Annotated in this window: 24 protein-coding genes and 2 tRNA genes; 18 read left to right on the forward strand and 8 right to left on the reverse strand. The window is 41.4% G+C overall.

Annotation, left to right across the window (positions count from 1 at the left end; all coding sequences use genetic code 11):
* Nucleotides 1-184 precede the first annotated feature (184 nt).
* Nucleotides 185-427, reverse strand: coding sequence for a hypothetical protein (locus BTO21_RS10090; RefSeq protein ID WP_045032924.1), 243 nt, complete (start codon nt 425-427; stop codon nt 185-187).
* A 537-nt stretch (nt 428-964) separates the two neighbouring features.
* Between BTO21_RS10090 and BTO21_RS10095 the strand changes: the two genes are divergently transcribed.
* Nucleotides 965-1,198 carry a hypothetical protein gene (locus BTO21_RS10095; protein ID WP_045032221.1) on the forward strand — a complete coding sequence of 78 codons (234 nt, stop codon included), beginning with the start codon at nt 965-967 and terminating at the stop codon, nt 1,196-1,198.
* Between the two features lie 110 nt (nt 1,199-1,308).
* Here the strand turns inward: BTO21_RS10095 and BTO21_RS10100 are convergent, their stop codons facing one another.
* Together BTO21_RS10100 and tkt are read right to left on the reverse strand one after the other, a co-directional pair.
* Entirely contained in the window at nt 1,309-1,653 is a 345-nt protein-coding gene (locus tag BTO21_RS10100; RefSeq protein ID WP_045032219.1) for a hypothetical protein, read from the reverse strand.
* Nucleotides 1,654-2,294: 641 nt separating this feature from the next.
* Nucleotides 2,295-4,307: a transketolase gene (tkt, locus tag BTO21_RS10105; protein ID WP_045032217.1), complete on the reverse strand. Its 2,013-nt coding sequence runs from the start codon at nt 4,305-4,307 to the stop codon at nt 2,295-2,297.
* A gap of 386 nt (nt 4,308-4,693) precedes the next feature.
* On the opposite strand from tkt, the gene metK reads away from it, so the two are divergent.
* The 7 genes from metK to ruvX all read left to right on the forward strand — a co-directional run bounded on the left by metK (nt 4,694) and on the right by ruvX (nt 10,296).
* Nucleotides 4,694-5,848 (forward strand): methionine adenosyltransferase, encoded by a 1,155-nt coding sequence (gene metK, locus BTO21_RS10110; RefSeq protein WP_045032215.1) that lies wholly within the window; start codon nt 4,694-4,696, stop codon nt 5,846-5,848.
* Between the two features lie 152 nt (nt 5,849-6,000).
* Entirely contained in the window at nt 6,001-6,492 is a 492-nt protein-coding gene (locus tag BTO21_RS10115) for a SprT family zinc-dependent metalloprotease (RefSeq protein WP_045032213.1), read from the forward strand.
* A 146-nt stretch (nt 6,493-6,638) separates the two neighbouring features.
* Nucleotides 6,639-7,325 carry an endonuclease gene (locus BTO21_RS10120; protein ID WP_232606888.1) on the forward strand — a complete coding sequence of 229 codons (687 nt, stop codon included), beginning with the start codon at nt 6,639-6,641 and terminating at the stop codon, nt 7,323-7,325.
* Nucleotides 7,326-7,484: 159 nt separating this feature from the next.
* Nucleotides 7,485-8,216, forward strand: coding sequence for a 16S rRNA (uracil(1498)-N(3))-methyltransferase (gene rsmE, locus BTO21_RS10125; RefSeq protein ID WP_045032209.1), 732 nt, complete (start codon nt 7,485-7,487; stop codon nt 8,214-8,216).
* 17 nt (nt 8,217-8,233) lie between these two features.
* Nucleotides 8,234-9,184, forward strand: coding sequence for a glutathione synthase (gshB, locus tag BTO21_RS10130; protein ID WP_045032207.1), 951 nt, complete (start codon nt 8,234-8,236; stop codon nt 9,182-9,184).
* Nucleotides 9,185-9,304: 120 nt separating this feature from the next.
* Nucleotides 9,305-9,868, forward strand: a complete 564-nt coding sequence (locus BTO21_RS10135; RefSeq protein ID WP_045032205.1) for a YqgE/AlgH family protein — start codon at nt 9,305-9,307, stop codon at nt 9,866-9,868.
* Nucleotides 9,865-10,296: a Holliday junction resolvase RuvX gene (gene ruvX / locus BTO21_RS10140; protein ID WP_045032203.1), complete on the forward strand. Its 432-nt coding sequence runs from the start codon at nt 9,865-9,867 to the stop codon at nt 10,294-10,296. The genes BTO21_RS10135 and ruvX overlap by 4 nt, the downstream gene beginning before the upstream one ends.
* 364 nt (nt 10,297-10,660) lie before the next feature.
* Here ruvX and BTO21_RS10145 read toward each other — a convergent pair whose 3' ends face one another.
* Both BTO21_RS10145 and BTO21_RS10150 read right to left on the reverse strand, forming a co-directional pair.
* The gene (locus tag BTO21_RS10145; protein ID WP_045032202.1) at nt 10,661-11,767 is read right to left on the reverse strand and encodes a PilT/PilU family type 4a pilus ATPase; all 1,107 of its coding nucleotides are present in this window, start codon (nt 11,765-11,767) and stop codon (nt 10,661-10,663) included.
* Between the two features lie 16 nt (nt 11,768-11,783).
* A complete protein-coding gene (locus BTO21_RS10150; RefSeq protein ID WP_045032200.1) occupies nt 11,784-12,821 on the reverse strand; it encodes a type IV pilus twitching motility protein PilT in 1,038 nt (345 codons plus the stop codon).
* Nucleotides 12,822-12,843: 22 nt separating this feature from the next.
* Between BTO21_RS10150 and BTO21_RS10155 the strand changes: the two genes are divergently transcribed.
* From BTO21_RS10155 to hemW, 6 genes are all read left to right on the forward strand, one after another.
* Entirely contained in the window at nt 12,844-13,554 is a 711-nt protein-coding gene (locus BTO21_RS10155; RefSeq protein ID WP_045032198.1) for a YggS family pyridoxal phosphate-dependent enzyme, read from the forward strand.
* Between the two features lie 79 nt (nt 13,555-13,633).
* Nucleotides 13,634-14,452: a pyrroline-5-carboxylate reductase gene (proC, locus tag BTO21_RS10160; RefSeq protein WP_045032196.1), complete on the forward strand. Its 819-nt coding sequence runs from the start codon at nt 13,634-13,636 to the stop codon at nt 14,450-14,452.
* A 9-nt stretch (nt 14,453-14,461) separates the two neighbouring features.
* Complete coding sequence (locus BTO21_RS10165; protein WP_045032194.1) at nt 14,462-15,019, forward strand: YggT family protein; 558 nt, start codon at nt 14,462-14,464, stop codon at nt 15,017-15,019.
* Nucleotides 15,016-15,312 carry a DUF167 family protein YggU gene (gene yggU / locus BTO21_RS10170; RefSeq protein WP_045032192.1) on the forward strand — a complete coding sequence of 99 codons (297 nt, stop codon included), beginning with the start codon at nt 15,016-15,018 and terminating at the stop codon, nt 15,310-15,312. Before BTO21_RS10165 ends, yggU begins: the two co-directional genes overlap by 4 nt.
* A 172-nt stretch (nt 15,313-15,484) precedes the next feature.
* Entirely contained in the window at nt 15,485-16,078 is a 594-nt protein-coding gene (locus BTO21_RS10175) for an XTP/dITP diphosphatase (protein WP_045032190.1), read from the forward strand.
* Entirely contained in the window at nt 16,078-17,238 is a 1,161-nt protein-coding gene (gene hemW / locus BTO21_RS10180; RefSeq protein WP_045032188.1) for a radical SAM family heme chaperone HemW, read from the forward strand. Before BTO21_RS10175 ends, hemW begins: the two co-directional genes overlap by 1 nt.
* A gap of 146 nt (nt 17,239-17,384) precedes the next feature.
* On the opposite strand, the gene BTO21_RS10185 is transcribed toward hemW, so the two are convergent.
* The 3 genes from BTO21_RS10185 to trmB all read right to left on the reverse strand — a co-directional run bounded on the left by BTO21_RS10185 (nt 17,385) and on the right by trmB (nt 19,606).
* Nucleotides 17,385-17,783: a YggN family protein gene (locus BTO21_RS10185; RefSeq protein WP_065195403.1), complete on the reverse strand. Its 399-nt coding sequence runs from the start codon at nt 17,781-17,783 to the stop codon at nt 17,385-17,387.
* A 60-nt stretch (nt 17,784-17,843) separates the two neighbouring features.
* Nucleotides 17,844-18,764, reverse strand: coding sequence for a glutaminase B (glsB, locus tag BTO21_RS10190; protein WP_045032186.1), 921 nt, complete (start codon nt 18,762-18,764; stop codon nt 17,844-17,846).
* Between the two features lie 104 nt (nt 18,765-18,868).
* On the reverse strand, nt 18,869-19,606 hold the full coding sequence (gene trmB / locus BTO21_RS10195) for a tRNA (guanosine(46)-N7)-methyltransferase TrmB (RefSeq protein ID WP_045032185.1): 738 nt from the start codon (nt 19,604-19,606) through the stop codon (nt 18,869-18,871).
* A gap of 250 nt (nt 19,607-19,856) precedes the next feature.
* Between trmB and mutY the strand changes: the two genes are divergently transcribed.
* The 4 genes from mutY to BTO21_RS10215 all read left to right on the forward strand — a co-directional run bounded on the left by mutY (nt 19,857) and on the right by BTO21_RS10215 (nt 21,683).
* Nucleotides 19,857-20,909 carry an A/G-specific adenine glycosylase gene (gene mutY / locus BTO21_RS10200; RefSeq protein WP_045032182.1) on the forward strand — a complete coding sequence of 351 codons (1,053 nt, stop codon included), beginning with the start codon at nt 19,857-19,859 and terminating at the stop codon, nt 20,907-20,909.
* Nucleotides 20,910-21,044: 135 nt separating this feature from the next.
* Complete coding sequence (locus tag BTO21_RS10205) at nt 21,045-21,317, forward strand: oxidative damage protection protein (RefSeq protein ID WP_045032181.1); 273 nt, start codon at nt 21,045-21,047, stop codon at nt 21,315-21,317.
* Between the two features lie 169 nt (nt 21,318-21,486).
* Nucleotides 21,487-21,562, forward strand: a tRNA-Phe gene (locus BTO21_RS10210).
* 45 nt (nt 21,563-21,607) lie between these two features.
* Nucleotides 21,608-21,683 (forward strand) — tRNA-Asn (locus tag BTO21_RS10215).
* Nucleotides 21,684-21,728: the final 45 nt, after the last annotated feature.

Raw genomic sequence — 21,728 nt, forward strand, 5'->3', positions numbered from 1 at the left:
GATGTCGCGTTATCAATAGGTGGTGATGTAATGTGCTATATCGAACTTAGTGGTTATTATTTGTGTCGACGCAGCCATTCTACACCTCGCCATTTTGGTAACAATAGAGATAAAACAAAAACACTTTTACTTATAGGTAATAATTAAATTGTACGTAAAGTGTGATGTATTCTACTTCTAAATTTTACTTATCAGCGGCTGATAATAGTTTTTCATTAAAGCTCATGTGGCTGTTTTTGTTAGTAATCACAATGCCTGAATGTGATTTATCAGCTGTACCGTTTACTGCATAGTGGCTTGCAACCACACTATTATTCGCTTGATTGTTGAGGTTAACGTTACCTGTGAAAGCGCCATCACGTGCAGAAGCAGTGTAAGAAGTAGCGATAATAGCAGTCGCGATAATTGCTTTAATAACTGTTTTCATGAGTCGGTAAACCTTTTGTTTATTGTTATTGCTGAACGCTGTCTGCGTTTCGATGGGGTTATATTAACAATTACCAAAAACAAAACAATACACGCAAATAACAAAAGATTATTACCACACAGGGATAATATAAAAGACAAGGGTTTTAGGAACAAGGGACGAGGAACAGCAAGGCAATTGGTCGCTATAGGAGGATATGAGTTATCAGGAGTTTTCGTGGGTTGGGTGTAAATGAAGTGGTCAAATAAAACTAGCCACTAATTTGTATTTCAGATTACGAGCTTGGAAAACAAATAGCAAAAGCCGGTGGATATACACCTAGTGCAAAAGTGCTGATTTAATAACCCTCCTACTCCTGATCGACACTTTTTTACTTCCATTACTATTGTTGTGATCTACCGCCAACTTAGCAATTCCTTCAAGGTATAAGCTAACGTCAGTTTAAGCAAACAGGTAAGCGTGATCACTGATCAAGTTCAGTTTTTTACGTTTAATCACGTTTTATAATCTGCATAGATTTGTGATTTGGAGAGAAAAATGGAAGCCGTATTTTCAAGTAAAGAGCTTAATAAAGAATGTGCTACATACTGGTTTGATGTATCGATCAACGTGACAGGTGAAGCAGACGGAATGATACTAGGCGTAGTTGAAGGTCAGAATGATGATATTTATATTATCGACATCGAATCACACAATATTGAAGGATCATGGTTTGCACCTTATGTTACTACCTTACCTAATTATGTCTCTAACACAGAAAGAGCCATCTAAGTGCATGAATAGCACGTTATGAGATCCGTGACTTTTTGGCCCATTTTATATCGTGCTAATGATTCAACAAGGCCGTTAGACGGCCTTATCTCAAAATCTTTTAAATATATTTACCAAGCTAAGCCACATGCGCTCGCTTTAGCTTTAGCTAGGCTGTAGTACTTACGCTTAACAAGGTAATTACCGTCATTTTTAAGCCCTTCAACACGTAACCATTTATTTTTGCCAAAACGCGCTTTAACTGGAACACCAACGGCAAAGCGTTTACCTGATTGGTATTTCGCAACATAAAAACTATCACGCACTTTAAAAATATAGCCATTGCTACCACAAATTCGAGCACTCTCAACGCGACCTTTTTTAGTCTCGCCCCAAGAACCCCAACCATTTGCTTGCGCAGGAATCGAAGCAAATGCCATTGCACCTAACAATAATCCTAAAATAGCTTTTTTCATCACAAAACCCCAAAAGTAAACTTATGAGTTTATTTTAATCATAATCAAAAGAAAGAAAAGATAAATAATGTAATAAACCTAAAAATTGACAAACGTCAGCGAAATACAGCGTTAGCAGCATGTAAGAATATAAAAATATATCCAAAACGTATGGTTTTAGCGTTGTTCGGTTTTTGAAGAAAATCTATTTGAGGCCTAAACGCAAAAAAGGCTTTGAACAAATTAGTTCAAAGCCTTCTTAGGAAATATAGCGTGGTTAAGGGGGGGAACCTTAACGTTGACTTTACTTAGTCATGTTACCGCTTTTGTACATAGTAGCGAATACAGGTGTGTAAAGTGCAATAATTTTATTAACGATACCAGTCATTTCTTTTTCCTCAATAAACTAAGCTTTTAAAATAGTACAACCATAGCCTAACCATTGACTCTATAAGGCTTGTGGTCGTGTTTCGATGAGGGTCATTATAGGTATTTAACTACGCTTTTAAAGCGATAAAAACAACACCTTCGGATTAGTTTTGGTAATGAATTAAAAAGTTAGATACTGTTATCATTTTTAATGTTTACCAGGAATTATCGCCATAAAAAAAGGTCGCTATTTGCGACCTTCTAAAGGCGTAATTCTAAGCTAAAGCCTCATTCTACCCAAGTAACGCATTGGCATTATTAACAATATTTTCAACGGTAAAGCCAAACATGGTAAACAACTCATCAGCAGGTGCTGACTCACCAAAGGTTGTCATACCAATAATGCGACCATTAAGACCAACATACTTGTACCAGTAATCAGCAATACCCGCTTCAATCGCGATACGTGCAGTCACATTTGCAGGTAATACACTTTCACGGTAAGCGGCAGTTTGCTTATCAAATAAGTCAGTGGCTGGCATTGAAACCAAACGTACTTGGCGACCCGCAGCGGTTAGTTCAGCATACGCTTGCGCCGCAATACCTACTTCAGAACCTGTTGCAATTAAAATAAGCTCAGGTGTAGCGGCACAATCTTTAAGAATGTAACCACCTTTAGTAATGTTAGCGACTTGCTCTGGATTACGATCCTGCTGATCAAGATTTTGACGCGAGAAGATCAATGCTGTTGGGCCATCTTTGCGCTCAATAGCGTATTTCCATGCCACTGCTGACTCAACCTGATCACACGGACGCCATGTACTCATGTTCGGGGTTAAACGCAGTGATGCAACTTGTTCGACAGGCTGATGAGTTGGGCCATCTTCACCTAGACCAATTGAATCGTGAGTATAAACCTGAATGTTCTGAATTTTCATCAGAGCAGCCATACGCAATGCATTACGAGCGTATTCCATAAACATTAGGAACGTCGCACCGTAAGGAATAAAACCACCATGCAACGCAATACCGTTGATAATGGCAGTCATACCAAACTCACGCACACCGTAATGAATGTAGTTACCTGATGCATCCGTTGGGGTTAGTGATTTAGAACCTGACCACATGGTTAAATTAGATGGTGCTAAATCGGCAGAACCGCCCATAAACTCAGGTAAGAACTGACCATACGCTTCTAGGGCATTTTGTGAGGCTTTACGTGATGCGATATTAGCCGGATTCGCTTGTAGATCAGCGATGATCTTTGAGGTTTTAACTTCCCAGTTAGCAGGTAAATCACCCTTCATACGGCGGGTAAACTCAGCCGCTAATTCAGGGTAAGCCGCGCTATAAGCAGCAAACTTTTGATTCCATTCGGTTTCTTTAGCGTTACCTGCTTCAATTGCATTCCAATTTGCCGCAATGTCAGCTGGAATTTTAAATGGGCCGTGGTTCCAACCTAAGAATTCACGTGCAGCAGCAATTTCTTCAGCACCCAGTGGTGCACCGTGGCAATCATGTGAACCGGCTTTATTTGGCGCACCAAAACCAATGATAGTTTGGCAACAAATAAGTGTCGGCTTGGTTGTTTGTGCTTTTGCAGCTTCAATCGCAGTATGAATAGCATCGGCATCATGACCATCAACCATTGAAATCACATGCCAGCCGTAAGCTTCAAAACGTTTAGCGGTATCGTCTGAGAACCAACCTTCTACTTCACCATCAATCGAAATACCATTGTCATCCCAGAAAGTAATCAGCTTACCTAAGCCTAATGTCCCCGCCAGTGAACACGCTTCATGAGAAATACCTTCCATCATGCAACCATCACCCATAAAGGCGTAGGTATAGTGATCGACAATGTCGTGCCCTTGCTGGTTAAATTGTTCAGCCATCGATTTTTCAGCCAACGCCATACCGACCGCATTGGTAATACCTTGGCCTAAAGGACCTGTTGTGGTTTCAATCCCTGGCGCGTAACCATATTCAGGGTGACCCGGTGTTTTTGAATGTAATTGACGGAAGTTTTTAAGATCATCAATCGATAAATCATAACCTGTTAAATGAAGCAGAGAATAAATCAGCATTGAGCCATGGCCGTTCGATAATATAAAACGATCACGATCAACCCAATTTGGATTACGTGGATTATGGTTTAAATGCCCACGCCATAATACTTCAGCAATATCTGCCATTCCCATTGGCGCACCCGGGTGACCTGAGTTAGCTTGTTGCACACCATCCATACTAAGTGCACGAATTGCATTGGCTAGTTCTTTACGAGACACCGCATTGCTAGAAGACATATCTGCTCCAAATAGTCATAAAATAATAAATTACGTTTCAATAATGCCGCCTTTACCAGCGGGCAATTACTTTCGCGGTAATATTGTCTCAAATAGATGCCGCTGATAGCAATCGTTTTCTTTTTTAAAAAATCCAATTTATTCAATGATATGCAATCACTCTAATTTTAAGGTTTTAGCTTCAAAAGAGTAATAATAAAAATCTTAATATTTAATAAGTTAAGGTTTTGACTAAATCCTTACAGATTACATTGTTGATTTTATAATTGGTCAGGGTATTATAGACGTCTAGACGGAGGTAGCTCTATACATATAAACGTATAGAATGCAGTATCAGTATTACCGCTACCGTTCTACCAAATTTATGAATATAAGTGAGACCATCAATGGCTAAACATCTGTTCACTTCCGAATCAGTATCAGAAGGACATCCAGATAAAATTGCAGATCAAATTTCAGACGCAGTCTTGGATGCAATTTTAGAACAAGATCCTAAAGCACGTGTTGCTTGTGAAACTTACGTAAAAACTGGCATGGTAATGGTCGGTGGCGAAGTCACAACATCAGCTTGGGTTGATATCGAAGAAATCACTCGTGAAACAGTGCGCGAAATCGGTTATGTTCACTCTGACATGGGCTTTGATGCTAATTCTTGTGCAGTATTAAATACCATTGGTAAGCAATCACCAGACATCAACCAAGGCGTTGATAAAGCAGACCCTAAAGAGCAGGGCGCTGGTGACCAAGGTATTATGTTTGGTTATGCAACCAACGAAACTAAAGAGTTAATGCCTGCACCGATTACTTACGCTCACCGCCTGGTTCAACGTCAAGCACACGTACGTAAGAATGGCAGCCTACCTTGGTTACGTCCTGATGCGAAATCTCAAGTAACATTTGAATACGATCAAGGTAAAATTGTTGGTATTGATGCGGTTGTATTATCAACTCAGCACAGTGATTCAATTTCAACAGCCGATCTACGTGAAGCTGTAATGGAAGAAATCATCAAGCCAGTATTACCTGAAGAGTGGTTACGTAAAGATACTAAATTCTTTATTAACCCAACCGGTCGTTTTGTTATCGGTGGCCCAATGGGTGACTGTGGCTTAACAGGTCGTAAAATTATTGTTGATACCTACGGCGGCGCAGCGCGTCACGGTGGTGGTGCATTCTCTGGTAAAGATCCATCAAAAGTTGACCGTTCAGCAGCATACGCAGCACGTTATGTAGCGAAAAATATCGTTGCCGCAGGTATGGCTGATCGTTGTGAAATTCAACTTTCATATGCTATCGGCATTGCAGATCCAACGTCTATCATGATTGAAACGTTTGGTACTGAGAAAGTACATCAAGATATTATTATTGAAGCGGTTCGTCAGCACTTCGACCTACGCCCATATGGCCTACAAGAAATGCTAAACTTACTTCAGCCTATCTACAAAAAGACGGCTGCATACGGTCACTTTGGTCGTGAAGAATTCCCTTGGGAAAAAACAGACAAAGTAGACGCACTACGCGACTTCGCTAAACTTAAATAATAATAAATTTAAGTTTATCAAACACTAAGGGACGATTATTCGTCCCTTTTTTATATCTAAAATAAAATAATCGTCAATATTTATCTTGCGGTGTATAGTCAGCAACGTTAATTACCTACCAATATAGATTTTAACCGAGGATATTTAAGGCTATGACCCCGCTACAAAAGCAAGTGCTTACTCACGTAACGTTGTGTATTCAACATGCCAATCAACGCCTCAATAAACGCTTAACTATACCCACCGTTAATTTCAATCAGCGTGGCAAAATTGCCGGTACTGCCCATCTGCAAAAATGGGAATTACGCTTTAATCCGGTCTTACTGGCTGAAAACCCTGACGCTTTTATTAACGAAGTGGTTGCTCATGAAGTCGCCCATTTAGTGGTGTTTAAATTATTTGGTCGTGTTCGTCCCCATGGTCGTGAATGGCAACTTATCATGACCGAAGTGTTTAAGGTTACGCCGAGAACAACCCACAACTTTAATGTCAGTTCTGTGGCAGGAACGACTTATCTTTATCACTGTCCATGTAGTGAATACCCACTAACAATTCGTCGTCATAATAAAGTCAACCGCGGCCAAGCAAGCTACCACTGTCGCAAATGCAAACAACCGTTACAATTTAAGACTGACACGCAATAATTAGAATAATGTTGAATTACAGTAATAACGTGAATTAACAGTTACAACATTGCCCCATCGACATCTCAAAAAGATAAATATCAGTAAGCTAAAACTACTGTTTATTTTTATTGGGATATTCAATGAAATTTCCATCTAAATGGCTCATGTTGGTGGTGTTCATACCAACGGTTACTATTGCTACCCCCTCTTCTTCAACCTCTTTTGCTAAATCAAAAAAAATTGCGGTCGAAATCTATCAAACACATCCCGTCAGTTTTTATTGTGGTTGCCCGATTAAATGGATCAATAAAAAAGGTGTACCAGAATTAGCACAATGTGGTTACCAAGTCAGAAAGCAGCAACGGCGGGCTAATCGTATTGAGTGGGAGCATGTTGTTCCAGCATGGCAATTTGGACATCAACTCCAATGCTGGCAAGATGGTGGCCGCAAAACCTGTAAGAAAGTGCAAAAATTTAGAATCATGGAAGCCGATCTCCACAATTTAACCCCCGCTATCGGTGAGGTAAATGGCGACCGTTCTAACTTTAAATTTAGACCTTGGAATGACGATAGTGGTGTCACCTATGGTCAATGTAAAATGCGAATAGATTTTAAAAACAAACGCGCCAACCCACCAGAAATAGCACGTGGAGCAATAGCGCGTACTTACTTATATATGAACCAACAATATGATTTTTCACTATCAAAACAGCAACGACAATTAATGGAAGCATGGCATAAACAATACCCCGTGACGCAATGGGAATGCCAACGTGATCAGCTTATCGCCACCAAACAAGGCAATCACAATCCTTTCGTTGTTGAGGCATGTGAAAAAGCCAATTTATAAGCCAAATATTCACTGACAATAATGGTCGTGATTAAACGCGGCTATTATTGTTTATGCGGCTCTATTTAGGCACTTTCAGTCATTAACTTTTGCCCTCCCTCTGCGGCTAACCGTGGTAATATCAGGTATTACTTAATCATTACGACAGATGACCGCATCATGAGAATTCCACGAATTTACCACCCACAACCTTTACCAAGCCAAGGTACGGTTATGCTTAGCGACGATGCGGCTAACCATGTTGGCCGCGTAATGCGGATGCAAGTTGGGCAACAAGTATTACTGTTTGATGGCAGTAACGCTGAATTCCCCGCAGTGATTAGCAACGCCAGTAAAAAAAGTGTTGAAGTTGAGATTCAGGCGCGGGTTGAGAATAGTATTGAATCGCCATTAGATATCCACTTAGGCCAAGTGATTTCACGTGGCGATAAAATGGAATTCACTATTCAAAAATCTGTTGAGTTGGGTGTTAATACTATTACACCACTTATTTCTGAGCGTTGTGGCGTTAAACTTAATGCTGAACGATTTGAGAAAAAACTTGAGCAGTGGCAAAAGATTGCAATTGCAGCCTGTGAACAATGTGGCCGTAATGTCGTGCCTACCATTCGCCCAGTAATGAAACTAGAGCAATGGTGCGCTGAAGAATATGATGGTTTAAAACTAAATTTACACCCTCGTGCACATTATTCTATTAACACCCTCCCTACCCCAGTAACCAAAGTACGATTATTGATAGGTCCTGAGGGCGGCTTGTCTGCTGAAGAAATTAGCATGACTGAGCAATATAAATTTGACGAAATTCTATTAGGCCCACGTGTATTACGCACTGAGACTACCGCAATGACAGCCATTACCGCACTGCAAGTTCGCTTTGGTGATCTAGGCTAAGTAATCAGGAGAAAACAATGATCAAGCTAGGTATTGTGATGGACCCTATCCAGTCTATCAATATCAAAAAAGATTCGACCTTTGCCATGATGATGGAAGCACAGCGTCGTGGTTGGGAATTACACTACATGGAAATGAGCGATCTTTCTTTAGAGCAAGGTGTCGCGATTGCACGTACTCGCACAGTCACTGTAAAAAAAGATCCCAACGACTGGTTTGAATTCCATAATGAGCAAGAGATCCCATTAGCAGATCTTGATGCTGTATTAATGCGTAAAGATCCTCCGTTTGATACTGAATACATTTATGCGACTTACATTCTTGAGCGTGCAGAAGATAACGGTGCTTTGATCGTTAATAAACCGCAAAGCCTACGTGATTGTAATGAAAAATTGTTTACCGCATGGTTTCCAGAACTAACGCCAACCACGATTGTTACTCGTCGTGCTGACAAGCTAAAAGCATTCCACAAAGAACACGGTGATGTGATCCTAAAACCGCTTGATGGTATGGGTGGTTCATCTATCTTTCGTGTGATGAAAAATGATCCTAACGTATCAGTGATCATTGAAACGCTAACCGCAATGGGCGAAAACTACTGTATGGCGCAAACCTTCGTGCCTGATATCAGTAATGGTGATAAGCGTATTTTAGTGGTTGATGGCGAACCAATGCCATACTGCCTAGCGCGTATTCCAGCTAAAGGCGAAACTCGCGGTAATCTTGCTGCTGGCGGTCGTGGTGAAGCACGTCCAATTAGCGACACTGATCGTAAAATTGCCGAAACAGTCGCGCCAATTTTAAAACAGAAAGGCTTAATCTTTGTTGGCCTTGATGTGATTGGTGACAAGCTCACTGAAATTAACGTGACCAGCCCAACCTGTATCTGTGAAATTGAAGCTGCGTTTGATATTTCAATCACAGGAAAATTAATGGATGCGATTGAGCGCCGAATTAACGCTAACTAAGATCACCTAAGCGCTAAACATCAGCCATAATCAAACCAAGAACGCAGCGATTATATATGATCGCTGCTTTTTACTATCAACACCATCATCGGTGCTGATGTGTATTTAATGGTGCTGTAAATGAATCTGACCAATCATTTCTTAGTGGCAATGCCCACGATGGAAGATCCAAATTTCAAGCATAGTGTTATTTATGTTTGCGAGCATAATGATGAAGGTGCTATGGGCATCATCATTAATCAACCGATTGAGATCTCAATTACTGACATGCTCGATCAAATTGATATCGAACGAACCTTGCCTTTAGTTGATCCATTAAGTCTTGAATATCCAGTGCTCAATGGGGGTCCCGTTGCCGAAGATCGCGGCTTTGTACTCCATACTATTCAAGCTGATTATACCTCTAGTATTGTTATCACCCCACAACTGGCAGTCACCACTTCTTTAGATATTTTAGCTCAACTCGGCACCGATAAAGCACCACAACAATTTATTGTGGCACTCGGTTATGCTGGTTGGGATGATGGTCAACTGGAACAAGAATTAGCCAATAATAATTGGCTCACTATTGAAGCCGATAGCAACATTATTTTTTCCACTCCGATAGATCAGCGCTGGCAACAAGCTCTCGCAAAATTGGGGATTAGCCCCGCGAATCTGTCATCAGATATAGGTCATGCATGAGTCAAACTCGTAGCGTATTAAGCTTTGATTACGGCACCAAAAGTATTGGTGTTGCTATCGGTCAAGAACTCACAGGGACAGCGAGTCCACTGGCTGCTTTAAAAGCCAAAGATGGCATTCCTAATTGGGATGACATTGAAAAAATTCTTAAAGAATGGCAACCGGATTTAATCGTTGTTGGGCTGCCATTAGATCTTGCAGGTAAAGAACTTGAAACCATCGCGCCACGGGCAAAGAAATTTGCTAACCGTATCCATGGTCGATTTGGTTTCGCCGTTGAATTACACGATGAACGTTTAAGTACCGTTGAAGCGAAAGCTGAGTTATTTGAACGCGGTGGTTATCGCTCATTAAGTAAAGGCAACATCGATTCACAATCTGCGGTAGTGATTTTAGAAAGCTGGTTTGAACGTCAATACGGCGCTTAATCGACAGCGATTATTCATACTTCATTCCGCTTTAAACAATAAAAAAAAGACAAGCTTCCCTCTCTGGGCTTGTCTTTTTTTTTACGGTACAGCTTCAACACATAAGATCATCACAAAGCTGACAGCTATTTTCGATCAGGCTGTCAGTCTGTTCTCAAGCCGCATTATCACTCACTTGATCAGCTTGTACAGCTTTTGGATCACTTAAACCCAAAAGCTCATTCACTGAATTGACGATCTTTTCCTTTAAAATAAAAACAATAAAAATCAGTGTCTTAATTAAAATTAGCTCGTTAGATAAAATTAAAGGCTATTTTATCATGATGATCTTTTAGCAAAAGGATCATCATAGGCTTTATTCTTATTATTTATTTTCTAATATTACGCCCGATAAACTATTTAACGGTTTAGCGGTTGGATCACCCACTTTGATCATCAACCGTAAATCGTTAGCAGAATCGGCATGATGAAGCGCATCTTGTTCACTGATTTTACCTTCCTTAAATAAGGCATACAGTGATTGGTCAAAGGTTATCATTCCGGCTTCGGTCGACTTAGCCATCACATCTTTAATTTCATACAGTTCACCACGACGAATAAGATCAGCCACTCGTGGTGTATTCAGTAATAATTCATACACCCCATGACGACCAACACCATTAGCGTCAGCCACTAACTGCTGCGCTAAAATACATTTAAGGTTGAGAGATAAATCAAATAAAAATTGATCACGCCGCTCTTTAGGGACCAAATGTAAAATACGCTCTAATGCCTGATTAGCATTATTGGCATGTAAAGTAGCCATGCATAAATGCCCAGTCTCTGCAAAATTTAACGCGTATTCCATCGTTTCACGGCTGCGAATTTCACCGATTAAAATCATGTCTGGTGCTTGGCGTAAGGAGTTTTTTAACGCCACTTCATAACTGGCAGTATCCAGTCCAACTTCGCGCTGAGTGATAATGCATTTGTTATGTTTATGGACAAATTCAATCGGATCTTCAACCGTTAAAATATGACCACTGCGATGCTGATTACGGTAACCTGTCATTGCAGCCATTGAGGTTGATTTACCCGATCCCGTTGCACCGACAATTAACACTAAACCGCGTTTTGATAATGCCAACCGCTCCATATCAATCGGTAACTGTAAATCATCCATTTGTGGAATTTGGGTTTCAATTCGACGGATCACCATCCCTGGTAATTCTCGTTGCCAAAACGCACTAACTCGAAATCGTAAATCATTTCTCACTAACGCAAAGTTAGCTTCTTTGGTGCTGATAAATTCTTGGCGCAGGTTGGCATCCATGGCTTGATCAAACAAACTATCAACCCTACTGCGAGTGAGCATTTCGCCAACATCATGCAAATTGCCATCAATTTTTAATAAACACGCTGAATCAACCGTGATATATAAATCGGAGGCTTTTTTAGCCACCATCTGCTCAAGGATGTCATCTAAGGTCATGCGGTTATTCCTTTATTTAAAAACCACGTTTACTGCTATCAAGAATACGACGCCCTTCTTCAGCTTCGACCATTCCTTGTGCCACCAGCATTTTTACGCTTTGCTCCATAGTTTGCATGCCAAGCGATGAACCGGTTTGGATCATTGAATACATCTGGGCAATTTTATCTTCGCGGATCAAGTTACGGATCGCTGGCGTTGCCATCATTACTTCATGACAAGCTACTCGCCCACCAGTAGTACATTTCAATAAGTGCTGTGCTACGACTGCGCGTAATGATTCAGATAACATTGAGCGCACCATCGATTTATCACTACCGGGAAAAACATCGATAATACGGTCAACAGTTTTAGCGGCTGAACTGGTGTGCAATGTCCCTAACACTAAGTGACCTGTTTCTGCGGCGGTTAACGCTAAACTAATGGTTTCTTGATCGCGTAATTCCCCGACCACAATCACATCGGGATCTTCACGTAATGATGAACGTAGCGCATTTTGAAAACTTAGCGTATCGCGATGGACTTCCCGTTGGTTGATCAAACAGCTTTTACTTGTATGAACAAATTCAATCGGATCTTCAATGGTCAAAATATGGCGTTGATAATTACTATTGATATAATCTACTAAGGCTGCAATCGTGGTTGATTTACCAGAGCCTGTTGCACCTGTTACCAGTACCAGCCCACGGTTGAGCTGAGCAATATCATAAAAAACCTCTGGCACATTAAGAGAGGCTAACGTAGGAATGTGAATCGGGATGGTTCGCAACACAGCTGAACAGCCACGCGACTGATGAAAAGCATTAACCCTGAAGCGACCAATGTCGGGTAATTCAAAAGAAAAATCGACTTCTAATTTTTCTTCATATTCACGACGCTGAGCATCATTCATAATGTCAAATATCAGACGATGGACTTCGCTATGATCTAAAGCTGGTAAACTGAGCTTTCTCACATCACCATCAACTCTTATCATTGGTGGAACGCCCGCAGAAAGATGCAGATCTGATGCGTTATGCTTTACACTAAAATCGAGTAATTCGGTGATATCCATATATTTTCCTCAAGAATAAATTATGAACAGTATTAAGCAAAATATTACACAGGTCATCAAAGAGATGGCATTAGCAACTGAAAAATGCGGCAGAGCTACTGATTCGGTGCAACTGTTAGCGGTAAGTAAAACCAAGCCCGTTGCCGCGATCGAGCAAGCGATTGATGCCGGCCTCGTTGCTTTTGGTGAAAACTATGTTCAGGAAGGGGTCGATAAAGTTAATTATTTTGCGGGTCATCCGGCAGCAGACCAATTAGTATGGCACTTTATTGGCCCGATCCAGTCGAATAAAACCCGCCCAATTGCCGAGCATTTTGATTGGGTACATTCGATTGATCGCCTTAAAACAGCAACCCGTTTAAATGAACAACGCCCAGCAACCATGGTACCATTAAATGTGCTGTTGCAAGTTAACACCAGTGGTGAAGCGAGCAAATCTGGCATTAACGAAGATGAAGTAATTGCACTAGCGGCAGAGATTGCCACCATGCCGCAATTAGTTTTACGCGGATTAATGTCGATTCCACAACCCGAAACCGATTATGATAGCCAATTCGCTGCTTTTAAAAAGCTCGCTGATTTATTGGCACGACTAAAACCTCATCATCCACAACTTGATACCCTATCAATGGGCATGAGTGGTGATATGGAAGCCGCGATTGCTGCAGGTAGTACCATGGTGCGTATTGGTACTGCTTTGTTTGGTGCTCGCGACTATGGCAGCCAGGCCTAAATCCTAACACTTGTTTTTCAATAACGGTTAACGACTCAGCCTACTTGTTTGCGTGTCGTACCAATACAAAGGATATTACATGGAACAGCGTTCTATCGCCTTTATCGGTGCCGGAAACATGGCACGTTCAATTATCGCCGGCTTAATTGCCAGTGGTTACGATGCTAAGAAAATCACGGCGACAGCGCCAAGTGAAACTCGCCTTGCACCGTTAAAGGATGATTTTGGTATTAATATCGACAGTGATAACCTGCGCGCAGCGCAACAAGCTGACGTGGTGGTACTGGCGGTAAAGCCCCAATTAATGGCTGATGTATGTTTGCCATTGCAAGCGGTCGATTTCAGTAATAAATTAGTGATCTCGATTGCTGCTGGTATCAGTTGTGCGCGATTAGCAACCCTGCTTGATAGCCAACTGCAATTAGTGCGCGTAATGCCAAACACACCAGCATTAATTGGTAGAGGCATGAGTGGCTTGTATGCAGATTCGACATTAGCACCGCAAGATCATCAGTTTTCAAGCCAGTTATTACAAGCCGTTGGTGAAATTTGCTGGGTTAAACAAGAAGCAGATATCAATGGTATCATTGCCGCAGCTGGCAGTGCGCCCGCTTACTTCTTCTTATTTATGGAAGCAATTCAACAACAAGCAATGGCACAAGGGTTTGATGAACAAACCGCACGCTTGTTAGTTCAACAAACAGCATTAGGCGCGGCGGAAATGGTGCAAGCAAATCCTGACACGGATCTGGCTACACTGCGTCAGCAAGTGACTTCTAAAGGCGGCACGACAGCAGAAGCAATTAATACGTTCAATCAACACCATCTAACAGAAATAGTGGCTAAAGCAATGCAATCTGCAGTTGCTCGTGCTCAAGAAATGGAACAATTGTTTTAAGGTTTAATTATGAATTCACTCGCTTTTTTAATCACCACAGTTTTTGATTTATATATCATGATTGTGCTGTTACGTGTTTGGCTACAATGGTCACGCGCAGATTTTTACAACCCGTTTTCACAGTTTATTGTTAAAGCAACCCAACCGGTTGTGGCGCCATTACGCCGTGTGATCCCATCCATTGGCTCTATCGATATGGCGACCATTTTATTCGGTTACATATTGTGTGTGGCTAAATTTATTCTGTTGCAACTGGCGTTAACGGGTGGCGCATCAGCCTTTAGTCCAATGTTCTTATTCTTTGGTCTATTAGCACTGATTAAAGCCGCGGGCGGATTATTATTCTGGGTACTATTGATCCGTGCGATTTTAAGTTGGGTCAGCCAAGGTCGTAGCCCAATGGAATATGTTATGAATCAACTTACTGAACCCCTAATGGCACCGATTCGTCGTGTTTTACCAGCAATGGGTGGTTTAGATTTAAGTATTCTAGTGATCTTCTTAGGATTGCAGTTTGCTAACTATTTAATGGGTGATTTAATTGGGCCGATTTGGTTCCAATTATGAGTGCTGTCGCTGTCTGTCGCCAAGGGGATGATGTCGTTATTCGACTTTACATTCAACCCAAAGCCAGCCGCGATCAAATTGTTGGTCTGCATGGTGGTGAAGTAAAAATTGCCATTACAGCGCCTCCCGTTGACGGTAAAGCGAATGCGCATTTAGCCAAATACTTAGCTAAGCAATTTAAAGTAGCAAAAGGATTAGTACACGTGGAAAAAGGCTTTCAAGGTCGCCATAAACAAATTCGAATCGAAGATCCCAAGCAGATCCCAGAAACAATCGCTAATCTAATGCAATAGTTTTGCTGTCAGTTGCTATCATAAAAAAGCGAATATCATTCCGATGTTCGCTTTTTTTATATCCAATAATCCCCCACAAAATAGCCTTGCGGAGTACGCGACTTTGTTATTATTCCCACAACGGCTATCATAGCGCTCATTAGTGAATTAACGTTTTCAAAAGGCATTCAATATGAGCAAACTGGTACTGGCAACAGGCAATCAAGGAAAAGTAAAAGAAATGGCTGATCTTCTGGCTGATTTTGGTTTTGATGTTGTCGCTCAAAGCGATTTTAACGTTTCAGAAGTGGCGGAAACAGGTACCACTTTTATTGAAAATGCAATTATCAAAGCACGTCATGCTGCCAAAGAAACCGGTTGTGCAGCGATTGCTGATGATTCAGGTCTTGAAGTTGATTTCCTTAACGGTGCACCGGGTATTTACTCAGCTCGCTTTGCCGGAGAAGGCGCAACAGATGCGGAAAACATTGATAAACTACTAGCAGCAATGGATGGTGTACCTGAAGCACAACGCAGTGCACGTTTTCATTGTGTATTAGTGATGATGCGTCACGAAAATGATCCAACCCCGTTAGTGTGTCATGGCTCATGGGAAGGTAGCATTTTAACACAACGTCATGGTGACAATGGCTTTGGCTACGATCCTATTTTCTGGGTACCTGAAGATCAGTGTGCTTCAGCGCAATTAGATCCAAGCCGTAAAAAACAATTGTCACACCGTGGTAAAGCGCTTCAACAACTTTTCAGTGTACTAAAGGCGAACTAATGCTTGTTCCTCCACCACTCAGCTTATATGTTCACATTCCTTGGTGTGTCCAAAAGTGCCCCTATTGCGACTTTAATTCGCACGCGCTAAAAACTGAACTGCCAGAACTTGATTACATTGATGCGTTAATTGACGATCTGGAAACGGATCTGATGGCGTATCAATTAATGAATGGTCAACGACCACTGCATTCAATTTTTATTGGTGGTGGTACGCCAAGTTTAATTTCTCCGACTGAAATTGGCCGTTTACTGGCCGCCATTGAAACCCGCATTCCCTTTAGTGACAATATTGAAATCACTATGGAAGCCAATCCTGGCACCGTTGAAGCTGGTCGTTTTGAAGGTTATCGCCACGCAGGGGTCAACCGCATTTCAATTGGTATTCAAAGTTTCCAAGATGACAAATTACAGCGTTTAGGCCGTATTCATGGCAGCCAAGAAGCGATTAAAGCAATTGAACTGGCAAAATCTGCCGGATTAAACAGTTTTAATACTGATCTGATGCACGGCTTACCTGATCAATCGATTGCTGATGCGATCAGTGACCTCAAACAAGCGATCGCACTTGATCCACCGCATTTATCTTGGTATCAGCTGACGATTGAACCCAATACACTGTATTACTCAAAACCACCGACATTGCCTGATGACGATGATTTATGGGATATTTTTGAGCAAGGCCATGCGCTGTTAACCGCAGCAGGTTATCAGCAATATGAAATTTCGGGCTACAGTAAAGTCGGCAAACAATGCCAGCATAATTTAAATTATTGGCGCTTTGGTGATTACTTAGGCATTGGCTGCGGTGCACATGGCAAGATAAGTTTTGATGATGGGCGTATTATTCGTACCGTGAAAGTCAAACATCCACGTGGATACTTACACGCAGATAAGCCTTATTTAAGCGAGCAAATCTCCGTTGCTGATAGCGAGCGTCCATTTGAATTTTTCATGAACAGATTTCGATTATTAGAAGCCTGTCCAAAGCAAGATTTCATTGATCGTACTGGTTTACCGTTAACGACCATTGAAGCCAACATCGATTGGGCAATCGAACAAAAATATTTGCAAGACAATGGCGATCATTGGCAGATCACTGAACACGGCAAGCTATTTTTAAATGATTTATTGGCCGCTTTTGTTGAAGATGATGACTAGTTAAACCCTATCATCCGTTATTAAAAATAACGTTAAAAACTGTCATAAAAACAGCCACAAAAAAGCGATCTCACCTCTGTGAATCGCTTTTTTTGTTATCAACACATTTCATCAAAACATGCTAATCCCATCAAAGAGTAACCGCATTATTTCAAGCTAACGCTATGCCAATTTTTCAACGCTGGAATATGTTGTCGAATTTTATTTTCTTGATTAATACGTACTGCTGCAAAATCACATAACTGAGTATCAATACGCTGGCCATGAGATAAAACATACGGTAAATCAGTCGCTATCATTTGGTAATATTTAGCCAGCATTTGACTCTGCTTAGGGTCTAATTTTACTTTATGAATATCAAAATAAAGCTGACCATTATTTTTGATCGTGAAAGTCTGCGTTTCGTGCTCTAGAATTAATTTTTCATCCGTAAAACTGACATTATTTTGCCACAATGGCTGACACTCGACAGCCATAACGGATGAGCTGATGCTTAATCCAAGTAATAACCCACAGCCATTTTTTATATAAGACCTAATATTCATAAACAATACTCGCTTCCCTGAAAAAGTGGGTTGCGACATATCATTGATGACATATACCCACTAAAAAATAGAACGTCCAATCCGTGCTGATAACTTTTCTAATGCTGCGGTACCCACCAAGGAATTCCCTGATTGATCCAATTCTGGCGACCATACTGCAATGGTCATTTCCCCTGGTACAATCGCCACAATACCGCCACCAACACCTGATTTACCCGGCATACCAACACGGTAAGCAAATTCTCCCGCGCCATCATATAGCCCGCATGTCGCAAGCAATGCATTTATATGCTTACTTTGAGTTTGGCTAATAATTGGCGTTTTTGCACCTAAAGGCTGACCTTTATTTGCTAAATAAGAAAATGTACGCGCTAAATCGACACAACTCATTTTTAATGCGCAATAACTAAAGTAGTTATTAAGTACTGGCATTACTTCGTTATTGAAATTACCAAATGACCGCATTAAATAGGCAATCGAGGCATTGCGATCACTGTGCTGCATCTCAGAATTAGCCACAATTTTGTCGTATACAATCTGTGGGTTACAAGATAATTCCCGCACTAATTCAAGCATGCGATATTGCGGTGCACACAAGCGGCTATAAAGCATGTCAGAAATAACAATTGCACCGGGATTAATAAATGGATTACGCGGAATGCCATTTTCTAATTCTAGCTGGATCATTGAATTAAATGCCTGACCCGATGGCTCTTTACCGACACGCGCCCATAATTCATCGGGTTCATAGAGTGCCATTGCCAACGTTAGCGATAATACTTTGGAGATCGATTGAATAGAAAAGCTTTCTTGGCTATCACCGGCTTGAATAATTTCACCATCGTTATAACACACAGCGATGCCTAATTTATTCGCAGGAACCTCAGCTAAAGCAGGAATATAGTTAGCTACTTTTCCTTGACCAATCAAAGGTCTAACTTCATCTAAAATGCCTTTAAGCAAAGTTTCTGTCGGCTTCATTTACTTCATCTCCAATAACAAAAAAGCCAACAAAAGTTGGCTTTCTAAATAAATAATGCAATAACTGCTGACACCCTAATCGATTGGCACAGCAATGTCTGCAATTATTCAGTACGCATATACTTCATGTCCCATACGCCATGACCTAGGCGATGACCACGAGCTTCAAACTTTGTTAAAGGACGATCTTGTGGGCGATCAATGTAAGCGCCATCTGTAGCCGTGTTTTTGTAACCCGGTGCAGCATCCATCACTTCTACCATGTGCTCTGCGTAGTTTTCCCAGTCAGTTGCCATATGGAAAACACCGCCAATTTTAAGCTTCTTACGTAGCATCTCAGCAAATTCAGGCTGAACAATACGACGCTTATGGTGACGGGCTTTGTGCCATGGGTCAGGGAAGAACAACTGCACCATATCTAGGCTACCATCAGGGATCATGTGTTCAAACACTTCAACACCGTCATGACACATTACGCGTAGGTTGGTTAAATTAGCCGCTTCTGCGCCCATTAAACAGTGACCAACACCTGGACTATGTACTTCAATACCAACATAGTTTTTCTCTGGCGCAGTTTGTGCCATTTCAACTAATGATGCACCCATGCCAAAGCCAATTTCTAATACAACTGGCGCTTCACGGTTAAAGACTTGTGTCCAGTCCAGCATTTCAGTGGCGAAATCAATACCCATAGCTGGCCAGTTTTTTTCCATCGCATGCTCTTGGCCCTTGGTTAAACGGCCTTCACGACGAACAAAACTGCGGATCTTACGAACCATTTTGCCTTCATCGGTAAATTCAGTCAGAGTTACGTCACCTGACTTTTTTGAAACTTCGCTCATGCTAACTATCCAAACAAAAAAAGAAACGGAACGGCATTATCCAAACTTATAGGCTCAATTCAAGTCTATCAATTGTGATAATCACCAGTTTATGATGCAATCTTAGTCAATAACGTCATTATAGACGCCATTACATTAATGAGTTGCAGTATAAGGGATCGTCTCCATGGACTCCAACTTTCCGCAAGCTCATTCCATAATAAAGCGCAACATGACATTGCTAATATCCATTAAGTAAAGTGAGCCCACCGTGAGTACAGCTTTTTCCGACGCTATTTTAGCGTGGTATGATAAATTCGGCCGTAAAACCCTGCCATGGCAACACCAAAAGACCCCCTATAAAGTATGGTTATCTGAAATTATGTTGCAACAAACCCAAGTTGCCACCGTGATCCCTTACTTTGAACGCTTTATGGCGCGCTTCCCAACAGTGGTCGATCTCGCAGCCGCTGAACAAGATGAAGTACTGCATTTATGGACCGGCTTAGGCTATTACGCCCGCGCCCGTAATCTTCATAAAGCGGCACAGTTAATTGTCTCAAAGCACAATGGTGAGTTTCCCACCACCATTGAAGAAGTTGAAGCCCTGCCGGGTATCGGACGTTCAACAGCAGGGGCAGTATTATCGCTATCGTTAAAACATCACCATCCTATTTTAGACGGTAATGTTAAACGTACCCTTGCCCGTTGCTATGCGATTGAAGGCTGGCCGGGGAAAAAACCGGTAGAAAATGCGTTATGGGAAATTGCAACTGAAAATACACCGGCGATGGGTGTCGAACGCTACAACCAAGCAATGATGGACATGGGGGCAATGATTTGTACCCGTAGCAAACCTAAATGCGATTTATGCCCAATAGAAGCCCAATGTATTGCCAAAGCCCAACAGCGCCAAACTGAATTCCCGGGTAAAAAACCTAAAAAAGTGATGCCAGAAAAACAAACTTGGTTCGCGATTTTACGTTATGGCGACAAAGTGTGGCTTGAGCAGCGGCCACAAGTGGGTATTTGGGGCGGCTTATGGTGTTTCCCGCAGCATGACAATGACGATCTTGATGATTTGCTGTTACAGCAGCTCGGTCAACCGCAAACAATGATCGCTAACCAACAGCAGTTAATCGCATTTAGACACACATTTAGTCATTATCACCTTGATATTGTGCCTATTTTATTCACATTGAATAAGATGCCTGATGTGATCCATGAGTGCCAAGGGCAATGGTATGATCTTCATGATCCTGCCAAAATTGGTCTCGCAGCCCCAGTACAAAAGATCCTTGATGGGCTGCTATATCCACAGTAATTGAGCGGTTGTTATTCATAGATCGTGCCTAGCCGCTATCAGCCGACTCTGGTATAACTATTGTTATAAATACAGCAGTTATAAATACAGCCACTGGCGCTGTCACTTAATTATCAATGCATGAAGGAATATTCCATGAGCCGTACTGTTTTTTGTGTCCATCTACAACAAGATGCTGAAGGTTTAGATTTTCAATTGTACCCAGGAGAGCTTGGCCAACGCATTTTTGATAGTATTTCCAAACAAGCATGGGCACAGTGGCAAGCGAAGCAAACCATGCTGATTAATGAAAAAAAACTTAACATGATGAATGTTGAACATCGCCAATTACTTGAGACAGAAATGGTCAATTTTTTGTTTGAAGGTAAAGATGTAGTAATTGAAGGTTATACACCACCAGCAAAATAATATTGAGATCAAAGAGATATTCCGCCGTAACTCAAACGGCGGAAAACATTAAAAAAAGCGAAAAATAACGCCACAACGAACAAAAAGCCAACACTTACACTTAAATAATCATTTTTTATAAAAAAAAGGTTGACGAAAAGGCTCAAAACCCTTTTAATGACGCCCCGTTGCCTCGATAGCTCAGTCGGTAGAGCAGAGGATTGAAAATCCTCGTGTCGGTGGTTCGATTCCGCCTCGAGGCACCATTTCTTCTATTTTGAAGTATGGTGTCAAGCAACGACAAAATCTGTTCCCTCTTAGTTCAGTTGGTAGAACGCCGGACTGTTAATCCGTATGTCACTGGTTCAAGTCCAGTAGAGGGAGCCACTATTTATTTCTTGGCTCAATAGAGCGGAGAGATTACAGAATTGA

Origin of the sequence: Photobacterium phosphoreum (genome assembly GCF_002954725.1) — a bacterium.
GTDB lineage: Bacteria > Pseudomonadota > Gammaproteobacteria > Enterobacterales > Vibrionaceae > Photobacterium > Photobacterium phosphoreum.